This is a genomic window from Pseudoalteromonas sp. PAST1 (assembly GCF_021532515.1).
GTDB classification, from domain to species: Bacteria; Pseudomonadota; Gammaproteobacteria; order Enterobacterales; family Alteromonadaceae; genus Pseudoalteromonas; species Pseudoalteromonas simplex.
In genome coordinates, this window is the sequence record NZ_JAKGBH010000001.1 from 108176 (window position 1) to 128404 (window position 20229).

The 20229-nt window shown below is 40.7% G+C and carries 19 protein-coding genes; 5 read left to right on the forward strand and 14 right to left on the reverse strand.

The genetic code is table 11. From position 1 onward, the window contains the following. Positions 1–11: 11 nt before the first annotated feature. From L1272_RS00435 to L1272_RS00480, 10 genes are all read right to left on the reverse strand, one after another. A complete protein-coding gene (locus tag L1272_RS00435) occupies positions 12–1868 on the reverse strand; it encodes a sensor domain-containing diguanylate cyclase (protein WP_235372552.1) in 1857 nt (618 codons plus the stop codon). Position 1869: 1 nt separating this feature from the next. Then, entirely contained in the window at positions 1870–2652 is a 783-nt protein-coding gene (locus L1272_RS00440; RefSeq protein ID WP_138599080.1) for a TatD family hydrolase, read from the reverse strand. Further along, complete coding sequence (locus tag L1272_RS00445; protein ID WP_054552340.1) at positions 2652–3176, reverse strand: hypothetical protein; 525 nt, start codon at positions 3174–3176, stop codon at positions 2652–2654. Before L1272_RS00445 ends, L1272_RS00440 begins: the two co-directional genes overlap by 1 nt. A gap of 1 nt (position 3177) precedes the next feature. Then, positions 3178–3918 (reverse strand): twin-arginine translocase subunit TatC, encoded by a 741-nt coding sequence (gene tatC, locus L1272_RS00450; RefSeq protein WP_054552341.1) that lies wholly within the window; start codon positions 3916–3918, stop codon positions 3178–3180. Positions 3919–3968: 50 nt separating this feature from the next. Continuing rightward, positions 3969–4301, reverse strand: coding sequence for a Sec-independent protein translocase protein TatB (gene tatB / locus L1272_RS00455; protein WP_054552342.1), 333 nt, complete (start codon positions 4299–4301; stop codon positions 3969–3971). Between the two features lie 5 nt (positions 4302–4306). Further along, complete coding sequence (tatA, locus tag L1272_RS00460) at positions 4307–4546, reverse strand: Sec-independent protein translocase subunit TatA (protein WP_054562924.1); 240 nt, start codon at positions 4544–4546, stop codon at positions 4307–4309. A gap of 77 nt (positions 4547–4623) precedes the next feature. Further along, complete coding sequence (gene ubiB / locus L1272_RS00465) at positions 4624–6225, reverse strand: ubiquinone biosynthesis regulatory protein kinase UbiB (protein WP_235372553.1); 1602 nt, start codon at positions 6223–6225, stop codon at positions 4624–4626. Between the two features lie 17 nt (positions 6226–6242). Beyond that, positions 6243–6848 (reverse strand): ubiquinone biosynthesis accessory factor UbiJ, encoded by a 606-nt coding sequence (locus L1272_RS00470; RefSeq protein ID WP_138618506.1) that lies wholly within the window; start codon positions 6846–6848, stop codon positions 6243–6245. 28 nt (positions 6849–6876) lie between these two features. Beyond that, positions 6877–7632: a bifunctional demethylmenaquinone methyltransferase/2-methoxy-6-polyprenyl-1,4-benzoquinol methylase UbiE gene (gene ubiE, locus L1272_RS00475; protein WP_054552346.1), complete on the reverse strand. Its 756-nt coding sequence runs from the start codon at positions 7630–7632 to the stop codon at positions 6877–6879. A 121-nt stretch (positions 7633–7753) separates the two neighbouring features. Beyond that, entirely contained in the window at positions 7754–8740 is a 987-nt protein-coding gene (locus L1272_RS00480; protein WP_054552347.1) for a GGDEF domain-containing protein, read from the reverse strand. Between the two features lie 359 nt (positions 8741–9099). Here L1272_RS00480 and L1272_RS00485 point away from each other — a divergent pair, with 359 nt between their 5' ends. Both L1272_RS00485 and L1272_RS00490 read left to right on the forward strand, forming a co-directional pair. After that, a complete protein-coding gene (locus L1272_RS00485) occupies positions 9100–10878 on the forward strand; it encodes a DUF885 domain-containing protein (protein ID WP_235372554.1) in 1779 nt (592 codons plus the stop codon). Positions 10879–11403: 525 nt separating this feature from the next. Then, positions 11404–11694 (forward strand): hypothetical protein, encoded by a 291-nt coding sequence (locus tag L1272_RS00490; protein ID WP_235372555.1) that lies wholly within the window; start codon positions 11404–11406, stop codon positions 11692–11694. A 9-nt stretch (positions 11695–11703) separates the two neighbouring features. Here L1272_RS00490 and L1272_RS00495 read toward each other — a convergent pair whose 3' ends face one another. Continuing rightward, on the reverse strand, positions 11704–12603 hold the full coding sequence (locus tag L1272_RS00495; protein WP_138618500.1) for a LysR family transcriptional regulator: 900 nt from the start codon (positions 12601–12603) through the stop codon (positions 11704–11706). A gap of 154 nt (positions 12604–12757) precedes the next feature. Here L1272_RS00495 and L1272_RS00500 point away from each other — a divergent pair, with 154 nt between their 5' ends. Together L1272_RS00500 and L1272_RS00505 are read left to right on the forward strand one after the other, a co-directional pair. Further along, positions 12758–13513, forward strand: coding sequence for an SDR family oxidoreductase (locus L1272_RS00500; protein ID WP_235372556.1), 756 nt, complete (start codon positions 12758–12760; stop codon positions 13511–13513). A 182-nt stretch (positions 13514–13695) separates the two neighbouring features. Beyond that, entirely contained in the window at positions 13696–15180 is a 1485-nt protein-coding gene (locus tag L1272_RS00505) for an FMN-binding glutamate synthase family protein (RefSeq protein ID WP_194442458.1), read from the forward strand. A gap of 56 nt (positions 15181–15236) precedes the next feature. Here the strand turns inward: L1272_RS00505 and mtnK are convergent, their stop codons facing one another. Beyond that, positions 15237–16454: an S-methyl-5-thioribose kinase gene (gene mtnK / locus L1272_RS00510; protein ID WP_235372557.1), complete on the reverse strand. Its 1218-nt coding sequence runs from the start codon at positions 16452–16454 to the stop codon at positions 15237–15239. 145 nt (positions 16455–16599) lie between these two features. Between mtnK and mtnA the strand changes: the two genes are divergently transcribed. Then, entirely contained in the window at positions 16600–17628 is a 1029-nt protein-coding gene (mtnA, locus tag L1272_RS00515) for an S-methyl-5-thioribose-1-phosphate isomerase (protein ID WP_235372558.1), read from the forward strand. A gap of 1 nt (position 17629) precedes the next feature. Here the strand turns inward: mtnA and L1272_RS00520 are convergent, their stop codons facing one another. After that, positions 17630–19792 (reverse strand): winged helix-turn-helix domain-containing protein, encoded by a 2163-nt coding sequence (locus L1272_RS00520; protein WP_138618492.1) that lies wholly within the window; start codon positions 19790–19792, stop codon positions 17630–17632. Positions 19793–19886: 94 nt separating this feature from the next. Next, on the reverse strand, positions 19887–20228 hold the full coding sequence (locus L1272_RS00525) for a gamma-glutamylcyclotransferase family protein (RefSeq protein ID WP_054552356.1): 342 nt from the start codon (positions 20226–20228) through the stop codon (positions 19887–19889). Between the last annotated feature and the right edge of the window lies 1 nt (position 20229).

Sequence of the window (20229 nt, forward strand, 5' to 3'; positions counted from 1 at the left end):
TTTGTATACTCCTAGTCTGGTAGAGGATAACTCACTACGCGATTTCGACCTGTTTGCTTGGCATGATATAAGGCTTTGTCGGCATAGTCAGTGAAAAAACTTGGGTTATTAATGTCTTCAGCAATTGCGCTGTAAACACCTGCACTCAAAGTAAATTTAATCGTTGTTCCGGCAACTATTATATCAGTATTTTGGGCTGCTTTGCGTATTTGTTCGGCAATTTCTAATGCACCTTCTAGTGGTGTATTCGGTAATAACACTACAAATTCTTCGCCGCCATAGCGCGCCACTTCATCGAGAGGTCGTTTAAGATGCTGTTTGATGACATCTGCAGCTGCTTGAATGGTTTGATCACCGGTTAAATGACCATAGGTATCATTGATTGCTTTGAAGTGGTCAATATCTAACATGATGATAGCTAGAGGTGTTTGCTCTCGACGTGAGCGACGAATATCCATCAATAGTTTTTTATCAAAGTAGCGGCGGTTTTTGGTTTTAGTGAGGGCATCTTCCATATTGAGCTGTTCAAGCTCTCGGTTTTTCTCTTCAAGTTCGCGTAATGTCACTTGTAACTCAAAGGTACGCTCTTCAATATTAGCTTCAAGATCTTGGCGTGCTTGCTCTTGCAGTTCAAGGCGCTCACGCATTAAGGTATCTTGTGCTTTACTCTCTGCTAGTGCATTTTGTTGCGCTGCGACTTCAGCGTCGCGTTGCATCAAAAACAATTTTATTACCGCATAACTCAAGCTCAAGCTACAAACTAAAAAGCAAACGAAGGTGAGCGAAAGCATTCCGATATTTAAATCAAATGGATTAAATACACCGAGTGCACTGTAAACAATGGCACAGAAGAAAGCGAACAAAGCAACAAAAAAGCCAATGCAAGGCTGCTTATATTCATGATTAAACTGTTTTAGAGCAATACCTGCAAAAATGATAAGCACCGCAGGTAAACTCAATAAGCAGAGTGTGATAGCAATATGAATAGGCAAAAACCACATTGTTATAGTGGCAAGCACAACTGCCCATGCTAGCCAATACTGAAAACGGTTTAAGCGAGATTTGGTAAAGCCGAATATATAGCCTTGCAATGGTACAAATAACGCACCACAGATAAAAAATAGAGTTGGGATTGTCAGTTGTTGAAACGATGAGCCACTAGGTTGTAAATAACGATAACCAAAGCCATAAAGGTAAGCCAAAGAAAGCCACAGCAAGGTAAGTAATAATCCTGTATAGGCGAAATAGCGGCGTCTAGAAAAGCCATAAAGCACTAAATTAGTGAGTGCGAGTGATAATATAAAACCGACTAATAAACCGTACAATAAATTAAATTTACTTTTATGCTTTAGGTATTCTGAGGGTTTCCAAAGGCTTAGAGGTACTCTTAAACCCCCATTGTTTTTAACTTTAAGATAAACAACGGAGTGGCTGGCTTTTGGAATGGTTAATGAGACTAACAGAGACTCATTTTTGATTTGCCGATTAGATAATGGGACTGCATCCCCAATCTTTGTGTTAAATAATAATTGGCTACCTTGAAGATGAAACACGCTCACTTCATCGAGTAAAGGGTTATCTATCGATAATATCAGTGGAATAACATCTAATGAGGTGTTTCTTATCGATAGCTTGAGCCACATTGGTTTTAGAGTCATACCTAGATTTAGGGTTTCGCCTTGGCTTGAATGCCAAGTTACATTGTTACTGCTAAAGGCTTGCTGTTGAGTGATAGGATCAAGGGTGTACTCAACATTAAGCGTATGTTGAGATTTGAATTGTGAACTAACAATAATGGAGTTAGCCTGCAAGTAAGGAGTAAATAAAACAACGAAGATTACGCCACAAAGTGACCATAGGCGCTTCATCTTAACCCTTTATGGAAAATAATTGCTGAAAGTTTAGTGTAGTTTGTTTTGCCACTTCAGTAAATTCTGAGCCTTTTAAATCAGCAATTTGCTGACATACATAAGGAAGGTTCTGAGGCTCATTACGGCGAGTTTTAGGTCTAGGCCTAATATTTCTCGGCATTAAAAAGGGCGCATCAGTCTCAATTAACAAGCGATTTAAAGGGATAGTTGGTACTAAGGCTTGTAGTTGTTCACCACGGCGTTCATCGCAGACCCAGCCCGTAACACCGATATAAAGCCCCATTGCTAGGTAACTTTGGAGTGCGTTTTCGTCACCCGTGAAGCAGTGTAGTACGCCTCGTACCTTGTAATCACTCAAGATTGCGAGCATATCTTCGCTGGCATCTCGCTCATGCAAATACACAGGCATATTTAGTTGCTCAGCTAGCTGCAGTTGGCGTCTAAAAACGCTGCGCTGAACATCGCGAGGAGAAAAGTCACGATTGTAATCGAGGCCACACTCGCCAATTGCAACCACTTCAGGGTGTTGGCTGAGAGTTGTTAAGTGTGCTTCAAGCTGATCATCTGCAGTTTTTGCATCATGAGGGTGGACCCCAGCTGTGCAAAATTGCTTAAACTGTTTGGCGAGTTTAAGAGAGGCTTGGCTACTTTGCAGATCGCAGCCAATAAGAAGCATCTGTGTTACATTTGCCTCTGCGGCACGTTGTAACACAGCTTGATGAATATCATCAAATTGATGATTGCTTAAATTGACGCCAGCATCAACTAGCGAATAGTTCATTAGTCAGTACGCTTAACACGAATTGAACGGTTTTGCCCTTCGATTCTTAACAAGAATGAATTGAAAACGCCTCGTTCAATTATGACTTTGTCGCTCACCTCTAGCTTCATTCTATCTGAGCCTACTTGGCGCCACTGTTGACCGTTTTCTAGTTCTATAATCAGCTCCCCGTAAGGTGCTTTTCTAACGCTCTTAACCACTGCGGTTATTTCGTCATCATTTTTTTTTGCAACTTCTTTGTGTTCTAAACCAAAGTCTTCATTTTTTGTTTTTAGAGCTTGTTCACTTGTTGCGGCTGCTGCGGCAACAGGAGCTGCTGAGCTAGTTACAGGTTGCTCAATTTGTTTTTTTGTAGCCGGTTTTGAAAGTGATTTACCTGCCATTACGTTGTCGTAACAAAGTAAGCGGTTAAAATCATTTTCAACAAAAGTACAGGCTTGCAATGCTTGTAAGTTAACTTCGTCTGCCTGTGCAGTACCAGCAATAGTTAAAAGAGCAACGAAGGGAATGAGTTGTTTTTTCATTTTATTCCTCGGATTCCTGTTGAGGTTTGGCGGTATAGAATGCAGCCAAAATTAAACCTAATTCAAATAATAACAGCATGGGTAATGCTAGTAATGTTTGTGACAGTACATCAGGAGGTGTTAAGAACATGGCAACCACGAATACACCTACCACGATATAAGGTCGTTTTTCTTTTAAACTTTTCGTTGTTGTTGCGCCACTCCAGCATAACAGCATGATGGCAACAGGTATTTCAAACGCAATACCAAAAGCAAAAAACAGTTTTAAAGCAAAACTTAAATAACTACTAATATCAGGTGCTAATGTCATCATATCAGGGCCAGTATTAGTAAAAAACCCTAAAATAATAGGTAGCACCACAAAGTAGCAAAATGCGATACCACTATAAAATAGCAAGATACTTGAGGCCAAAATAGGCATCAGCATACGCTTTTCATGTTGATACAAACCTGGTGCTATAAAGCTCCAAACTTGATGCAGTATCATGGGAATAGCAGCAAATAACGCTACAAATAAGGTGAGTTTAAACGGTGCAAAAAAAGGTGCTGTTACATCCGTTGCGATCATGGTGGCAGTGCTTGGCAAGTTTGCAATCAGTGGAGCTGCAACAAAGCTATAAATATCGTTGGCAAAGTACACCAAGGCGATAAATATTAGCAAAATGCTTAACAAAGCTTTCATGAGTCGGTTTCGTAACTCAATCAAGTGGCCAACAAAGCCTGTGTGAGCTTGCTCGGTCATAATTTACTATTCATCATCATTGTTATTGACCACAAAAGCAGAGATTAAATTCACTTTTTTTCGTCATTATTGTTAGTTTCTGCTTTTTCTGGTGTGTCTTTTTTATAACTGTGGGTAACTGACTGAGCAGCCTTTTGAAGTTCGTTTACAGAATCTTGCAGATCTGGTGTGAGCTCTTGCAAGTTTTGCTGTTCTGCTTTTTTTAAGTTCTCGTGAAGCTCATGGATACGGAGTTCTTCGTTCACTTCAGCTTTCACTGAATTGGCGACTGACTTTAATGTTTTTACCCAGCGGCTAACTGTACGAATTGCCACAGGCAAGCGCTCAGGGCCTAACACAATCAGACCTACGATAAGTACGACAACAAGTTCCCACATCCCCATGTTGATTAAGCCTTATGGTCGTCTTTGCTTTTCTCTACGGTTTCTTTGTTTTGCGTGTTAGAAGCTTGTTCTATTTGCTCGCTTTTAGCGCTAGCTTGGTCATCATCAGACACGGCTTTTTTAAAGCCTTTTACTGCGCTACCTAAATCACCGCCAATGCCACGAAGTTTCTTTGTGCCAAATAACAACACGATGATTGCTAAAATAATGATTAATTGCCAAATACTGATACCACCAAAACCCATGGGTTACTCCGTTTTTATCAAATTTATTGAATAGACTTGCCTTGATTATACCCACCAAAACATAAATAGCACTTAGTTTATGCGCTTCGCCATGCTGCAATAAAGCCTGCTATAGCAAAGCCTGCGGTAATTACACAGGCGACTAAGTCATGCTGTAAATAACATAAGCCTGAAACTATTAAACAGCTACCAGCAAAGATACTAAGTAACAAAGGCTTAGCAGATTGCGGCGCTGGCAATTGTACAGGTTGTTGTTGACGTTTTAAGTTTTGATAAATTAAATCAGGTAATTCAGGCATTTTTTCTGCCCAAAATGGCAAGTTCGCATACATTTTTTTCATTACTGCAAGCGGACCAACTTGTTCTTTGACCCAATCTTCTAGAAAAGGTTTAGCGGTTTTCCATAAATCAAGCTGCGGATACAGTTGTCTGCCAAGGCCTTCAACATACAACAGCGTCTTTTGTAGTAACACTAATTGCGGTTGAACTTGCATATTAAAGCGACGAGCCGTATTAAACAGGTTAACTAGCACGTGGCCAAAAGAGATTTCGGCCAGTGGTTTGTTGAAAATTGGTTCACACACAGTACGAATGGCAAATTCAAACTCTTCAATGCTGGTATCGGCGGGTACCCAGCCAGAATCAACATGCAGTTGCGCTACTTGGCGGTAATCACGGTTGAAAAAGGCAATAAAGTTCTCTGCTAAATAGCGTTTATCTTCACGATTAAGGGTGCCCACAATGCCGCAATCAATGCCGATATATTTTGGGTTATGAGGGTTTTCACGTGAAACGAAAATATTACCCGGATGCATATCAGCGTGGAAGAAACTGTCGCGGAATACTTGTGTGAAAAATACTTCGACTCCACGCTCAGCTAGTAGCTGCATATTGGTATTTTGTGCCAGTAATGCGTCGGTATCTGATACCGGAATACCATAAATGCGCTCCATTACTAATACGTTACTGCGGCTGTAGTCACTGTAAACAAAGGGAATGTAGAGCGAATCTGAGTCTTCGAAGTTACGGCGTAGCTGAATCGCATTCGCCCCTTCACGCATTAAGTCGAGCTCATCGAGTAAAGTTTTTTTGTACTCGTTTACTACTTCAATAGGGCGTAAACGTTTTGCTTCTTTTAATAACTTAGCAACCAAGCGAGCGACTTTTTGCATTAGCATTAAGTCAGCATCAATTTGCTCTTTAATGTTAGGGCGAATGACTTTAATCACCACATCTTGTGGCGCGCCATGCTCATCAATTAAAGTTGCCGTGTGAACTTGTGCAATCGAGGCTGATGCCAAAGGTGTTTGCGAAAAATCACTAAATAATTCACTAATATCATTAATACCGAGCGCCTTTTCGATCAGTTGCTGGGCAAGCTCACCTTCAAAAGGTTCAACCTGATCTTGTAGCAGTGCAAGCTCTAATGCGACATCATGCGGCAGTAAATCACGGCGTGTAGAAAGCATTTGACCAAACTTGATCCACACCGGGCCGAGCTCTTGCAATGCAAGTCTTAAGCGCATACCTGCAGGTTTATCTTTATGTTGGTTACGTAACCAAAATAAGCTGCCACGGGCGAGTTTGGCAAACCAAGGCACTCGTTTACGCGGAATTAATTCGTCTAAGCCATAGCTCAGTAGAGTTTTAGTAATGTAATAAAGACGAGCAGACGACACACAAGTTCCTTAGCGCATTAGCGTGACTGTAACAGCGCGTTAATTCGCATCTCTAATTGAGATACTTGGCTTTTTAATTGGCGATTTTGCTGTTTAAATTCAGCAAGTTCAAGAGGATGTATGGTCACTGCTAACTCATCTTGGCAAAGCGTTGTTAAGGTATTTTCTAACTTGCTTTTCGTTTGTGAACTACGACGTTTTAAAGCTTGAATAGAGAGCCACAACTGTTGTGCTGGGGCATCGCCAATGTATCGAGAAAAATGTTCTGGCCAATCAATATCAAGCTCAGCAAACGCATTGCTAAAGCCTTGCGCAAGATTTAAATCGCCTTGTAAGTCGAGCTTGTCTTGGCGAATGAGTTGCGTGAGCATTGATGGATCTTTAAGCGCCAATAAGGTGTTGATATCGGCGCTGATCATGCAGTCAAAACTACGTTCTTGCGTACTGTATAAGTGAATTTGCTCGTCGCTGTAAACGCACAAAATTGACTGTTGCCAATCACGTATCTCAATCAACAGCTGTTTATCAGCAATTGCTGCAAGCTTACCCTTTAACTGAGGGTCTAACTGCAGCAGTTGATTAATGATTCGTTCGACGAGTGATAACAGAGCGTTTGCTAACATCGCGTTACCTACTTAATTTACAGAGTTTTTAGTATTTAAAACCACGGTGAAGGGCAACAATACCGCCAGTAAGGTTTTGATAACTGGTTTGTTCAAAACCCGCATCTTCCATCATGCCTTTTAATGTTTCTTGATCAGGATGCATACGGATAGACTCAGCAAGGTATTGATAAGACTCGCTGTCATTCGCAACCAGCTCACCCATCTTAGGTAAGATATTAAATGAGTAGAAATCGTAAGCTTTGCTCAGTATTTCTTGCTCTGGTTTTGAGAACTCAAGCACAAGTAAACGACCGCCAGGCTTAAGAATACGATACATTGAGCGTAGAGCTTTATCTTTATCGGTCACGTTACGAAGACCAAAGGCAATCGTAATTAAGTCGAAGCTGTTATCAGGAAATGGCAATGCTTCTGCATTCATTTGAACATATTCGATATTGCCAACACGACCAAGGTTTCGAAGTTTCTCACGGCCAACTTTCAGCATTGAAGAGTTAATATCGCCTAAGATTACCTGACCCGTTTCACCCACTAGCTGACTAAATTTAGCGGTTAAATCACCTGTACCGCCTGCAAGGTCTAATACATAGTGACCTTTACGAACACCTGAACTTGCAATAGTTTGGCGTTTCCATAAACGATGAATACCGAACGACATCAGATCATTCATTACGTCATACTTTGCAGCGACTGAGTGGAATACATCTGCAACCATTGATGCTTTGTCGTTTTCAGCAACGGTTTTATAGCCAAAATGCGTGGTCTTTTCTTGATTCTCGTTCATGATTAATCTCTATCGTGGCAATAAAGACTAGTGTACTTGATTGTAGCTGTGGGGTGCAATTTGATTATAACTAAATCATCAGATTAGCGTGGCTTTTCATGACTTAGCGCAGTTTTAAACTTTATTGGCCGGCAATAAAACTACTTTGCCCAAGCGACTTGGCTTTCGCAGCTGCTAAAGAGGCTTTACGGGCTAAGCTGTTAAAGTCGCCATCGCCTTCATGTTTAGCGATACCTAGGGCTAAGGTAATAGCGGGGAGTTTGGTGCCATTTTTTGAGCTGACAAAGCGCAGCTTTTCGACACCATTTCGTACTTTTTCGGCTATTAAGTTGGCAGTTTCAGGCTCAATATCAGCAAGTAAGATGGTAAATTCATCTTTACTTGTGCGCCCAGGTAAGCCGCTTTCTTGTACGTATTTTTGCACCTGCTTGGCGACTTTATTTAAAATTACTTCACCAATCACATCACCATAGTTTTCAATAAAATGGTTTAAGTTCTCAATGTGAATAGAGATAGCACAAACCGCTTTATTTTGGCCGACCCAAAGTTGAGTTTGTTGATTTAAGTAATGGCGCTTGTATAAGCCGGTTTGTTGGTCGGTGATGTGTTGTTTGCGTAATTGAGTGAGCTGTTTTTGGGTTTTTTCTTGTAGTGATTTGGCTTTTGCTATTTCTTGCTTAAATTGACGATGCTGATTGAGCAGGACTTCAGATTGCTTACTGAGCATTTTTAATGCATGACGCGTTTGCTCAATATTGTTTTCATCAATTGAATGAACACATTCCGTGACTTGATCAGCAAAGCGCACAATATTTTGCTCGTTATTGTTAGCATTTCGCGAAAGGGTGTTAATTACTGAGTCAACGTTGCGAACAATGGCGGTTTTCATTTTATGCCCTTGCTCTATAAAATCGAAATAAAGCTGTTCTACATAGACACAATCGATGGTTTTTCTTTGTGCGATGGCACGGTCAATAGCGGCGTTAAGTTTAGGGTTAGACTGGCTGACGTAGGTGTAAACAACTTGGTAGTTAAGTGGTGACGGCGGTAATGCATGATGTTCTAAAAAGATACATACCTTTGTCATTTTTTCTTGAGCAATAGCCATGGGATCATGGAACATCATTTTTCAATACCACTAAATACGCATATCAACCAATTAATCATCTCTTCCGTAAGGTATAGCTGCTTCCAAGCATAAATACTGAGTCTACAGTAATCTGTAATCAGCCTATTTAAAAGCAAAATCGCTTACTTTGGAACTTAAATTTGTTTCGTTTGTGTCTATTAGCTGATTTTCTCAACAACTTTAACAAGTGTAATTAAAAATTGCTTAAACCTTGCTCATTCTTATTTATACACCGTTGTTAATTTGAGCGTATTTAACCTGAGCTTGGTCGCATTTGTTTGGGTTTTAGCCAGTGCTGCGCTACTTTAGCGATACTGATTAAAACTAAAAAGAATGCTATGAAACAAACACTGTCGCGAACTTTAAATCGTTCTGTTATTGCGGTTGCTTTAGCGTGTACTTTAAGCGCTTGCCAAGTAACAAATATTGATGCTGATCAGCAATTTACTCAAGTAGCCGAAAATATTGTTAATTACCGCCAAAGCATCAGCCCGTATGGTAAAGATAATGGCGTTGATGGTTATTTATTAGAAAATCTATCGGCTGAATTTTTAGAACAAAAATACCAAAAGAATACAGAGTTACTTGCCGAGCTAGACGCTATCGACCGTGATAAGTTATCGGAAGAAAATCGCATTAACCTGACTATTTTACGCGGCCAAGTGCAAAATAGTGTCGATGAATATGTGTTTAATGCGCACTATATGCCGCTGACATCTGAATATGGGTTCCATTCTAGCTTGTCATTTATGATCTCCAGCTCAGATTACACAAAACCACAAGATTACCAGCTATATCTTGCTAAACTACAGCAAATTCCTCGCTATTTTTCGCAAAATATCGGCTGGATGCGAAAGGGGCTTGAAGTGGGCCTAACCCAGCCAAAGGCTGTTTTAGAAGGTTATCAAGACTCAATCACGGCTTATATTGTTGATGATGCTACTAAGTCTGAATTCTACAAACCATTTTTAAATAATACGGCAGGCCTAAGTGATAGCGAGTTTGCAGCGCTACAAAAGCAAGCGCAAACCATTATCACAGAACAAGTTATTCCGGCATATCAAGGTTACTTAACCTTCTTTAACAATGAATATCAACCGGGTGCACGTACAGATATTGGTATTTCAAGTACGCCGAATGGCAAAGCGTTTTACGAAAATCGCGCTAAGTACTACACCACCACAGATATGACGCCAAAAGAAATCCATGAGCTGGGTTTACAAGAAGTCGCGCGTATTCGCGCAGAAATGGAAAAAATTATCGAGAAAGTAGGCTTTGAAGGCTCGTTTGCTGATTTTGTGCACTTTTTACGTACTGATCCGCAATTTTACGCAAAAACACCAAAAGATTTGCTAAAAGAAGCGTCTTACATTGCCAAGAAAATGGATGCGCAGTTACCTAAGTTATTCCACACCTTGCCAAGAATGCCGTACGGTGTTGCGCCAGTGCCAGAGAGTATTGCCCCTAAATATACAACGGGTCGTTACTCAGGCTCTCGCCGTGATGACCAAGCAGGTTATTACTGGGTTAATACCTATGCGCTAGATAAGCGCCCGTTGTATGTTCTTGAAGCATTAACTTTACACGAAGCAGTACCTGGGCATCATTTACAAATCTCGCTAAATGCTGAACTTGAGTCATTACCAAGTTATCGCCGTAATGCATATTTGTCGGCATTTGGTGAAGGTTGGGGCTTATATTCGGAGTTTTTAGGTATCGAAGCGGGCTTTTATCAAGACCCATACAGTGACTTTGGTCGTTTAACTTATGAGATGTGGCGAGCGGCACGTTTAGTGGTTGATACAGGTATGCATATGTATGGCTGGAGCCGCGAGCGTGCAATGAAGTTTATGAGCGAAAACACCGCGCTTTCATTGCATAATGTGAAGACAGAAACTGATCGTTATATCTCATGGCCTGCACAAGCGTTGTCATACAAAATTGGTGAGCTAACTATTAAACGTCTACGCCACGAAGCTGAGCAAGCGCTTGGCCAAGACTTTGATATTCGCGAATTCCACCATCAAATATTACGTCATGGCTCAGTGCCAATGTCAGTGCTTGAAGAGCAAATTCAACTTTACATTAAAGCTGAATTAGCAAAACGAGTAGCATAGCTGTATAGCAGTATAAAAGAAGAGGCGTGATTTACATCACGCCTTTTTTAATTAATAAAATGCGAATTCTCCTAGCGCGTTTGTTATTTATCTTTGGGTAATATTATTTTAATCAAATTTGTTAGGAGTAGATTAAATGGACATTATTCCAAAAGCTCGCCTTTTACTTTTAAGTGTATTGCTTTTATACCCAAGCCACCTCAAGATGCAGAATTCAGCGTTTCACAGGTGCTTAATATCAAGGCGTTACTTTGCAAGAATGGCAGTCCCTTTTAAGAAGTAACAACGATGAGAGTAAGTGCCTGTGAAGCGCCCGAAGGGTTGGTTTAAAAGCGATTTATACTGCGTTATTGATTTTAACAATAGAACCACTATTACTTGCAATCAATGCCTTGCCTAAATCGCTTTTAATTCCAACTGAAACTCGCATCTTGAGGTGGTTTGGGTATATTCAGCTTTCAAAATTCAGTTTTTGCAAAAGAGGAACCTACACCCAAAGAGGTTGTTACAGTATTGCTTAATGCAATGAAAAATAATAATGAGGAACAAATTCGAGCTGTTTTTGCCGACAATGCAAGCCAAGAATATGAACGTTGGTATAAGCGTAAGAATAGTGGTGATAGATTTAAAAGCTGGCTTGAATCAGACATTATCAATGTTCATGGCCAAGTAATTGAACCTGTATTAAAAATGACGGGTAATCAAGTCGTTGTCACTGGTACTTATAAAAACAATGATGGTTACTCCAGCCCAGCAAATTTTTTATTAGTGGTAGAGCAGGGTAAGATTGTTAGCTGGACAATGCGGTACGATTAACTAGTAATATTAGTTGAAACTTGAGTTGTGTAATGTGCTAACGGCTTCTTTCATTTTATCAATAAACACCTTAATTTTTTGTGGTGTGTAAGGTTGCTTTTTATACACTGCATGTGATGAGTAACTTTTTAACTGATAATCTGTTAGCAGAGGAATGAGCTGCTTTTTGTGGATAGCCTCTGAGAAAAACCAAAGAGGCCCAAGGTGAATACCTACGCCATTAATGACTAGGTCTCTCACCGCAGACACACTATTAACTGTGAAGTTACTGTGCATTTTAACATGTGGAAAACGAGTAAAATTAAGGTATTCAATATCGCTTTTTGCTTGTTTTTGTGAATAAAAAATAAAATTGTGTTGTTCAAGATCCATAGGATTCAATGGTATACCAAATTTCTCTAAATACTGCTGACTCGCAACCAGAACTCTGGGGATTTCTCCAAGTTTTCTGGCAATAAGCTGCGAGTTGGCTAACTCACCAATTCTCACCGCAACGTCAATTTTATTGCTAAATAAGTTCTCAAAATCACTACCAAGGAATAATTCAAAATTTAAGTCAGGGTATTGCTTTTGCATTGCCCTACATACTGGGACGACAAATTGCGATCCAAAGTCGACTGGGGCTCCTATTCTTAAAGTGCCGCTTACTTTATGAATACTGTTCGAGATTTCTTCGTCTAATGCTTGTTGAGCATCAAGGATATCTTTTAGTCGTTCAAAATAAGTTTGTCCTTGTTCTGTAGGAGTAGTACGAACAGTTGAACGATTAAGTAATTTTACCCCTAAGCGCTTCTCTAGTGCAGCAACTTTACGGCTGATAGAGGAAGGTTCGATCCCTAATTGTGCCGCAGCATTTTTGAGGCTGCCAGCTTCTACAACTCGAATAAACAGTGACTTAGCATCGTGCATTTAGTTAATTGCATTTTTGACAATCAGTAATTGCATATTCACCTAATTCCCGCACTTTATTCAATTGGATAAAGTAATGAATTGAGAATAGGTACGCCTAATCCGTTTTAGGTTACTTACTGACTTTGATATGAATTACTTAAAGGAGATAGGAATGTCAAAACCTGATGTTAAAGGTAAAGTGGTGGTTGTTGCTGGCGGTGGCAAAAATTTAGGTGGCTTGATCAGCCAAGAGTTTGCTAAAGAGGGTGCAAAAATTGTTGCACACTATCATAGTGACTCTTCGAAAGCGGAAGCTGAGGCGACTGTTGATGCGATTCTAGCGGCAGGAGGTGAGGTGGTGACGTTTCAAGGTGATTTGTCTAAGGCTGATAATGTAACGGCGCTTTTTGATTTTGCTAAGTCTACTTTTGGTGGTGTCGATATAGCTGTAAATACAGTTGGCAAGGTCCTAAGAAAGCCAATAGTTGAAACATCAGAAGCGGATTATGATTCGATGTTTGATGTTAACTCAAAAACAGCGTATTTCTTTATAAAAGAAGCGGGTAAGCAGTTAAATAACAACGGCAAAATCATCACAATAGTCACCTCTTTACTCGCCGCATTTACAGATGGGTATTCAACATATGCTGGCGGTAAGGCACCTGTTGAGCACTTTACCCGAGCTGCTGCAAAAGAGTTCTCTGGTCGTGGGATTTCGGTTACAGGTATTGGTCCTGGTCCAATGGATACGCCTTTCTTTTATGGTGAAGAAACGCCAGAGCGTGTGGCATTTCACAAATCACAAGCAATGGGAAACCAATTAACACAAATTGAAGATATCGTACCGATCGTTAAATTTTTAGCGACTGATGGTTGGTGGATCACTGGGCAAACTATTTTTGCTAACGGCGGCTATACAACACGCTAATTGATTAGGTGTGCCGTCAACCTCGGCATACCTATTTTTTTGAATTCAATGCTCTTATCACTTCTATTTTGTAAATACTTATTCTTTGAACCAACGAAACCTTAAATATATGAAGTGCTTATTGCACGTAATATAAACACCTTATATGCTTTGAAGGATGTCATTTCACAAAGGGGCCTTGGATGAGTGATTTTATAATTTTTAGTATCGATGTATTTGCCAGCTTGTTTATTTTTGCACTCGGTATAGGTTTGCTGGTGATTGTGTGCTTTTACATTAGTGATGTGACGCAATCTAAACAGGCGATTCGCCGTAACTACCCGGTGATTGGCCGCTTTCGTTATTTCTTTGAGCGCCAAGGTGAATTCTTCCGACAATACTTTTTTGCTATGGATAGGGAAGAACTACCATTTAACCGAGCTGAGCGAAGCTGGGTGTATCGTGCTGCGAAAAATGTTGACCGTACTACGGCCTTTGGTTCAACCCAAAGCCTTGAAGCAACGGGCACTGTGATGTTTATGAACTGTGCGTTTCCGACTTTAGATGAAGATGCACTTGATCCAAGCGAAGTCACGTTAGGGCCTTATTGCCAAGCTCCTTATACAACAAACTCGTTATTTAATATTTCAGGTATGAGCTTTGGCGCATTATCTAAGCCCGCTGTTCGCGCATTATCGCGAGGGGCAAAATTAGCCGGCTGTTGGATGAATACCGGCGAAGGAGGGCTCAGCCCTTACCACCTTGAAGGTGGCGCCGATATTGTGTTTCAGATTGGCACGGCAAAATATGGTGTACGAGATGAGCACGGTAAATTAAGCCCCGAAAAACTCAAAGCGATTGCTGAGCACGAACAAGTTAAAATGTTCGAAATTAAAATGAGTCAAGGTGCTAAACCCGGTAAAGGGGGTATGTTACCAGGGCGCAAAGTGACTGCTGAAATTGCAAAAATTCGGGGTATTCCTGAAGGGCATGACTCGATTAGTCCAAATGGTCACCCAGAGATTAAATGCCCAGCAGATTTACTCGATATGATTGAAACGGTACGCAGTACCACAGGTAAACCAACCGGTTTTAAAGCGGTTATTGGTGAATACACTTGGCTCGAAACCTTGTTTAGTGAAATAAATAACCGTGGTATTGAATCTGCCCCTGATTTTATCACTATTGATAGTGCCGACGGTGGAACGGGCGCCGCCCCTCAACCCTTAATGGATTCAGTTGGTTTACCGCTACGAGAGAGCCTGCCTTTGGTTGTTGACTTGCTAAAAAAACATGGTCTCAGAGAACGAGTGAAAGTGATTGCATCGGGTAAGCTAATCGTACCGTCAAAAGTGGCTTGGGCACTCGCGCTGGGTGCTGATTTTATTGTGTCGGCGCGTGGTCATATGTTTTCGCTAGGTTGTATTCAGGCTCTACAATGTAATAAAGATACCTGCCCGACCGGTATTACGACTCATAATGAGCGCTTACAGCGGGGCCTAGATGTGACCGATAAGGCACAACGTGTCGCCAATTATAATAAGTTTATTCATTATGGTGCAGGGCTGATTGCTCATTCATGTGGTGTATCAAGTGCCCGCGAGTTAGCTCGCCAGCATGTGCGAGTGGTACAAGAAAATGGTTTATCAGAGCCGCTCGATAAAATGTATGAGCACTACAATAAATAATCTAGTTGAGTTGAATAATTAAAAGGCGCATTGAGCGCCTTTTTACTTTTTGACTATCAGTTTAATAAACTGATTAACAACGAAAAGAACTCGTCTTTATTGTTACAGCTTGTGGCATTGAGCATCAGTTGCTCGCCGAGTACGAGCGTTTGCTGTTGTACTGCTAAACGAGCTTGTGCATCTTCAATACCGTCTATATCTGCAACATGGGCTAAACCAATAGTACGGCGAATAAGTTCAGCGCCACAGTAGCCAATCGCATCACGCAATACGTGTTGTAAGTAATCTTCGCTAAAGGCGCGGTTTGCAAAGCTAATATCAGTTGCTTCGCTGCTTGCTAGGTTTAACCAATGTTGTTCAAATTGGCTATAACAGTCTTGTAAGCAAGTTAATAAATGGGTTTGATACTGGCGGCGTTTTGCTTGCTCTGTAATACGGGCGTTTTGGGCACAGTAATTTAGTAGCAAGTTACCCATAAATGAGCCGATATCGAAACCAACAGGGCCAAAAAAGCCGAACTCTGGGTCGATCATTTTAGTGGTTTTGCTATCAACAAAAATGCTGCCACTGTGCATATCGCCATGCAATAAAGTTTGCGGGCACGATAAGAATTTCGCTTTTAATTTAGCTGCGGCTAGTTTTAAAGCATCATTATTACGAATACTTTCGACGTGCTCAGTAAGCTCTGCAGGGAAATTATTGCGCTCATGCTCAATGTACGGATCAGTGAAAAATAAGTCTTCTGTGATCTTACATAAATCAGGGTTAATAAATTGACTGACTTTGGCTTTTTTATCTTCAGCAGATAAGTAAAAGTCTGAGTTATAAAAGCCTGTTCGGCTTAAGTAGAGCGCAACATGGCTGGCCAATAAGGGAAATTGCTCTGCGTTGATTTGTGCGCCACGTAAAATTTGTAACTCACCTAAATCTTCTAACACGGTTAATGCCAGCTCGACATTGTGATGTAATATCGCCACGGTATGCTCTGGACATAACTTACCATGATTAATCAATACTTCGGCTTCGATTCTGGCGCGGTCTAACGATAATGGCCATGACTCACCTACGCAGCGGGCATAAGGGAGTGCTTGCTTTAGAATTACACTGTTGTTGTGCTGATCAGCAACCCGAAAAACTAAGTTTAAGTTTCCATCTCCAAACTCGTATGCAGTCAGTGTTGCATCAGCAGGGAAGACTGAAATTAGTTCACTTTTAACAAGTTCTTTAATGTAATCAACAGCATGCTCTGCATTAAAGGCAGTGTATTTAGCCATGGCTCTATCTCGTAATACAATTAACTTTGAGCATTCTATACCTGTAACCGTTTAGATGTCCATACATCTAGCTTGTTAGTTATCAAAACTGATGTAAAATAACTATTCACATAAATTAGTTATTCATTAGTTATTCGGATTCATTATGCAAGATCTCATCGCCAGCAGTATTAAATATCAGCAAGGTACGCTAACCGTGCTTGATCAGTATTTGTTGCCACATCAACAGCATTGGCATGTATGTAACGATGTTGAAACGATGAAAGATTTGATTCTGACTTTGAAAATCCGGGGAGCGCCTTTAATCGGCTTAGGTGCTAGCTTGTTGGTTGCACACCTAGCCGAGCAGGGCATGAGTCAATCAGCACTTGCGGTTGCTATAGATGAACTAGAAGCAACACGCCCAACCGCCGTTAACCTTATGCACTGCATGGCCAAGTTACGCGTAGCGCTTGTAGAGAGTGATTATGTTGCAGCTGTTGTCTCTACTGCTGAGCAGTTATTTAAAGAAGATATTGCCCTTTGCGATAGCATGGCAGAACGTGGTGCTGCCTTGGTTGATAAAGGTGATAACATTTTAACGCACTGTAATACCGGTGCGTTAGCGACTGCGGGTGTCGGTACTGCATTAGGGGTTATTCATAAAGCGCAGCAACGCCACGGTGATATTCATGTTTGGGTTGATGAAACGAGGCCGTTACTGCAAGGCGGCCGCTTAACGGCTTTTGAGCTTGAGCGCTGGCAAATTCCTTATACCTTGATTTGCGATAACATGGTGGCGAGTTTAATGGCTGCGGGCAAAGTTGATAAAATCTTTGTTGGTGCTGACCGTATTGCTGCAAACGGTGACTTTGCTAATAAGGTAGGTACATATAACCTTGCTGTGTTAGCGCATTTTCATAACATTCCATTTTATGTCGTTGCGCCACTTACGACACTTGATACACAAACGGCGTGTGGTGCGAATATCGAAATTGAGCAACGCAGCCCTAATGAAGTGCGCGGTGTTAGTGGCAGTTTTGGCGAAGCAATATGGGCACCAACTAACGCGAAGGTTCATAACCCGGCATTTGATGTTACACCGGCTAGCCTAGTCACAGGCTGGGTGCTCGATAGCGGCGTTTATAACCAATCCGATATCGAGCAAGGTATTCTAAAACAGTTAAAATCGTAAATTACTCTGCGCTTTTTTTAGTGTAGAGCTCAATGCTATTTTGACTATTTGCGGTTAGTAACGAAATCGCCAGCTTGTCATTACTCGCATTGATATGCGTTATATAGTGTAAGGGCCGCATTTTCATTGCTAGATCAACATCTTGTATGTTTGCCAAGTCAATACTATAAATTTCATTATTTGTGGCAATATATAAGCTGTGATGGTTGCTTGTCATAGTGATAATTGAAGGCTTTAGCTCGATTAGTTTGTCAGGAGTTATCAGCTCACTATAAGTATTGCTGTCACTATCTAAAAGCAAATATTTTCCGTATTTAGAATGGACGATTAGCTGATTATCATCATACCAAGCAATTGCCAATGGGGTGTCGATGGTGCTTTTGACAACCTGATCGCTGTTGGTGTGCAAAATCATTAGTTGGTTTTGCTGGTTACTAAGCTCGGTAAAGATTACTGCAATTTTATTACCTCTGACTGCTGCTAGTTTGCTGTTTCCTGGTAGTGTCCAGTGTTTAACTTCTGAAAAGTCATTGGCATTTAATAAGCTTAGCTTTTGATTGCTTTTATTAAAACTCACCAGCTGACTGCTGTCGTTATTTGCAGAAATAATGGTGGTATCTTCACCAATTTTGTCGGTTATATCTATATATTGGTTGTTTTTTCTGAGCCAGTGCTGTCGTTTATAGTATTCAAGATCAGCGAAGTAGACATCATTATTCGGTAGTGCGACAACATCATCCTCATGCTTATTAGCTGTGGCAATATAGCTCATTTGTTTTGATTTTATGTCAAATATAGCCGCATCACTGTCGTGTAAATCAGTGCTGATCAGTACACTTTGTTTATTAAGAGGGTAAGCGTAATTTGCTCGTTTTACTGGGGCTTTAATGGCTTGTCCCCGACTCATGGTATCAAATGAAAATGATTCAATAGTTAATTTACCGCGGTTATACCAAACAAGCGAGTTAGTTTGTTTATCATAAGTTGCAGCCCAAGCTCGGTATTCGTTGGTGGTTAAAAGTTTGAGTGAGCTACCGTCTAAATTCGCTATATAAATTTCTGCTTGGCCAACATTGTGGCGTTCAAAAATAACACGGTTGGGGTTTTTAAGTGTTGTTAAAATATAATCGCCAGTGCCAGTAATATTAGGTGATGTAATGCGAATTTCTTCACCGGTCTTTAAGTCTTGCGCATACAGAGCAGATAGGTGAGTTAAGCCACGGTAATTATTACGTCTTGTAATTGCCGTATTACCAATTTCAATGTACTGATCTGGTGTGATATTTAATATAGATTGATTTGTAACTGGCTTTAGTAATACTTCATTTGATAGCAAATTGCTTGCTTGCCAAGCACTACAATCATTGAAGTCACTGTTTTCACATGAACTATAAAATAGCCGCTCGCCATCTTCAGACCAGCCCTGTAAAAAGACAGCGCCAGATGTAATTGAGTACTCTTTTTTTGTCGTTAAGTCGACAACATAAATATGTTGATTGTCATTTTGCAGCACATAGGCAAGCTGCGTTTTGTCGTGATTTAGCAATAATTGATAGTGAGTGCCCTTATGCCATGAAATCGTTTCGGCTTGCAGGTCTAAAAATGGCGCTTCGTTTTGTGCTTCATCATTTACTTTAGGTTGCTGTAAGAACAACCAAATAGCCGCAATCAATAAACCAAGCGCTAAGGCCGCAAAAGACCATGGCCAGCGTGAAGAATGCGCTTTTTGCACGTTAAGGGGAGTTGTATTAACTGGAGTTTCAGCTTCTTTATGTTCTGTGTTTTTATCTTCTGTTATTTGTGGGTCTGAAATGGGGGTGGGCTCAAGAGGCTTAACTTTAATAAATAGGCTATAACCTTTGCGGTAATGGGTTTTAATAGTTTGCCCGGGCTGCTTTTCTGATTTGAGAGTTTTTCTTAGTTCAGAGATGGCACGGTTAATAGCATTGTCATCAACAAAACTTTGTTGCCAAATATTCTCAACCAGCTCTTGGCGAGTGATAATGCGATCATTATGCTCAATAAAGAAACACAGCAATTTAAACAATAAAGGTTCTAGTTCACGCTTATGAGTGCCATCGCTGATGGTTTGCTGCTGAGTGTTAAATTGCCACTCACCCACATAAATAACGGTATCGCGTAAGGGTGAAAATGCCGACCCCATGTTTAGTCCTTTAACTAAAAAATATTAATTTTGATAGGGAAGATAATAACAGCTTTTGTTCTTGATTTGGGTCTTTTTGTTTTATATTTGTAAATTAAAGGCTGTTTTTTGCAACATATAGCCAAGCTTGGTTGTTACATTGGAATGTTTCTGCGATTCGTTGATAATCATCTACTTCGTAAGCATCAGCCTGATTGAGCTCACGTTTAGTGATTAAATAAATAGTGCCATTAACAATATCACTTTGTTTGCCTGTTTTGATTAACGCCGGGTGAAAACGTTGACCACTACTTTTAAGCACGGCTTCGTCGGTGATCTCGACTTCACCAATGACATACCCAGTTAGCGTAGCAGGTTGACCTTCGAGCAAACGCCCAAAGGTATCAAGCTGAACCTGCGGGTACTGTAATGTACCGTAAGAAAATAGCTTTTCCATG

What these genes read in the sequence shown, in the direction of transcription:
- L1272_RS00435 (WP_235372552.1), bottom strand. Translation starts at nt 1,868, where the DNA reads ATGAAGCGCCTATGGTCACTTTGTGGCGTAATCTTCGTTGTTTTATTT.
- tatB (WP_054552342.1), bottom strand. Translation starts at nt 4,301, where the DNA reads ATGGGGATGTGGGAACTTGTTGTCGTACTTATCGTAGGTCTGATTGTG.
- L1272_RS00440 (WP_138599080.1), bottom strand. Translation starts at nt 2,652, where the DNA reads ATGAACTATTCGCTAGTTGATGCTGGCGTCAATTTAAGCAATCATCAA.
- L1272_RS00520 (WP_138618492.1), bottom strand. Translation starts at nt 19,792, where the DNA reads ATGGGGTCGGCATTTTCACCCTTACGCGATACCGTTATTTATGTGGGT.
- L1272_RS00445 (WP_054552340.1), bottom strand. Translation starts at nt 3,176, where the DNA reads ATGAAAAAACAACTCATTCCCTTCGTTGCTCTTTTAACTATTGCTGGT.
- L1272_RS00500 (WP_235372556.1), top strand. Translation starts at nt 12,758, where the DNA reads ATGTCAAAACCTGATGTTAAAGGTAAAGTGGTGGTTGTTGCTGGCGGT.
- ubiE (WP_054552346.1), bottom strand. Translation starts at nt 7,632, where the DNA reads ATGAACGAGAATCAAGAAAAGACCACGCATTTTGGCTATAAAACCGTT.
- L1272_RS00505 (WP_194442458.1), top strand. Translation starts at nt 13,696, where the DNA reads ATGAGTGATTTTATAATTTTTAGTATCGATGTATTTGCCAGCTTGTTT.
- mtnA (WP_235372558.1), top strand. Translation starts at nt 16,600, where the DNA reads ATGCAAGATCTCATCGCCAGCAGTATTAAATATCAGCAAGGTACGCTA.
- tatA (WP_054562924.1), bottom strand. Translation starts at nt 4,546, where the DNA reads ATGGGTTTTGGTGGTATCAGTATTTGGCAATTAATCATTATTTTAGCA.
- L1272_RS00480 (WP_054552347.1), bottom strand. Translation starts at nt 8,740, where the DNA reads ATGGCTATTGCTCAAGAAAAAATGACAAAGGTATGTATCTTTTTAGAA.
- mtnK (WP_235372557.1), bottom strand. Translation starts at nt 16,454, where the DNA reads ATGGCTAAATACACTGCCTTTAATGCAGAGCATGCTGTTGATTACATT.
- tatC (WP_054552341.1), bottom strand. Translation starts at nt 3,918, where the DNA reads ATGACCGAGCAAGCTCACACAGGCTTTGTTGGCCACTTGATTGAGTTA.
- L1272_RS00470 (WP_138618506.1), bottom strand. Translation starts at nt 6,848, where the DNA reads ATGTTAGCAAACGCTCTGTTATCACTCGTCGAACGAATCATTAATCAA.
- L1272_RS00490 (WP_235372555.1), top strand. Translation starts at nt 11,404, where the DNA reads ATGAAAAATAATAATGAGGAACAAATTCGAGCTGTTTTTGCCGACAAT.
- L1272_RS00495 (WP_138618500.1), bottom strand. Translation starts at nt 12,603, where the DNA reads ATGCACGATGCTAAGTCACTGTTTATTCGAGTTGTAGAAGCTGGCAGC.
- L1272_RS00525 (WP_054552356.1), bottom strand. Translation starts at nt 20,228, where the DNA reads ATGGAAAAGCTATTTTCTTACGGTACATTACAGTACCCGCAGGTTCAG.
- L1272_RS00485 (WP_235372554.1), top strand. Translation starts at nt 9,100, where the DNA reads ATGAAACAAACACTGTCGCGAACTTTAAATCGTTCTGTTATTGCGGTT.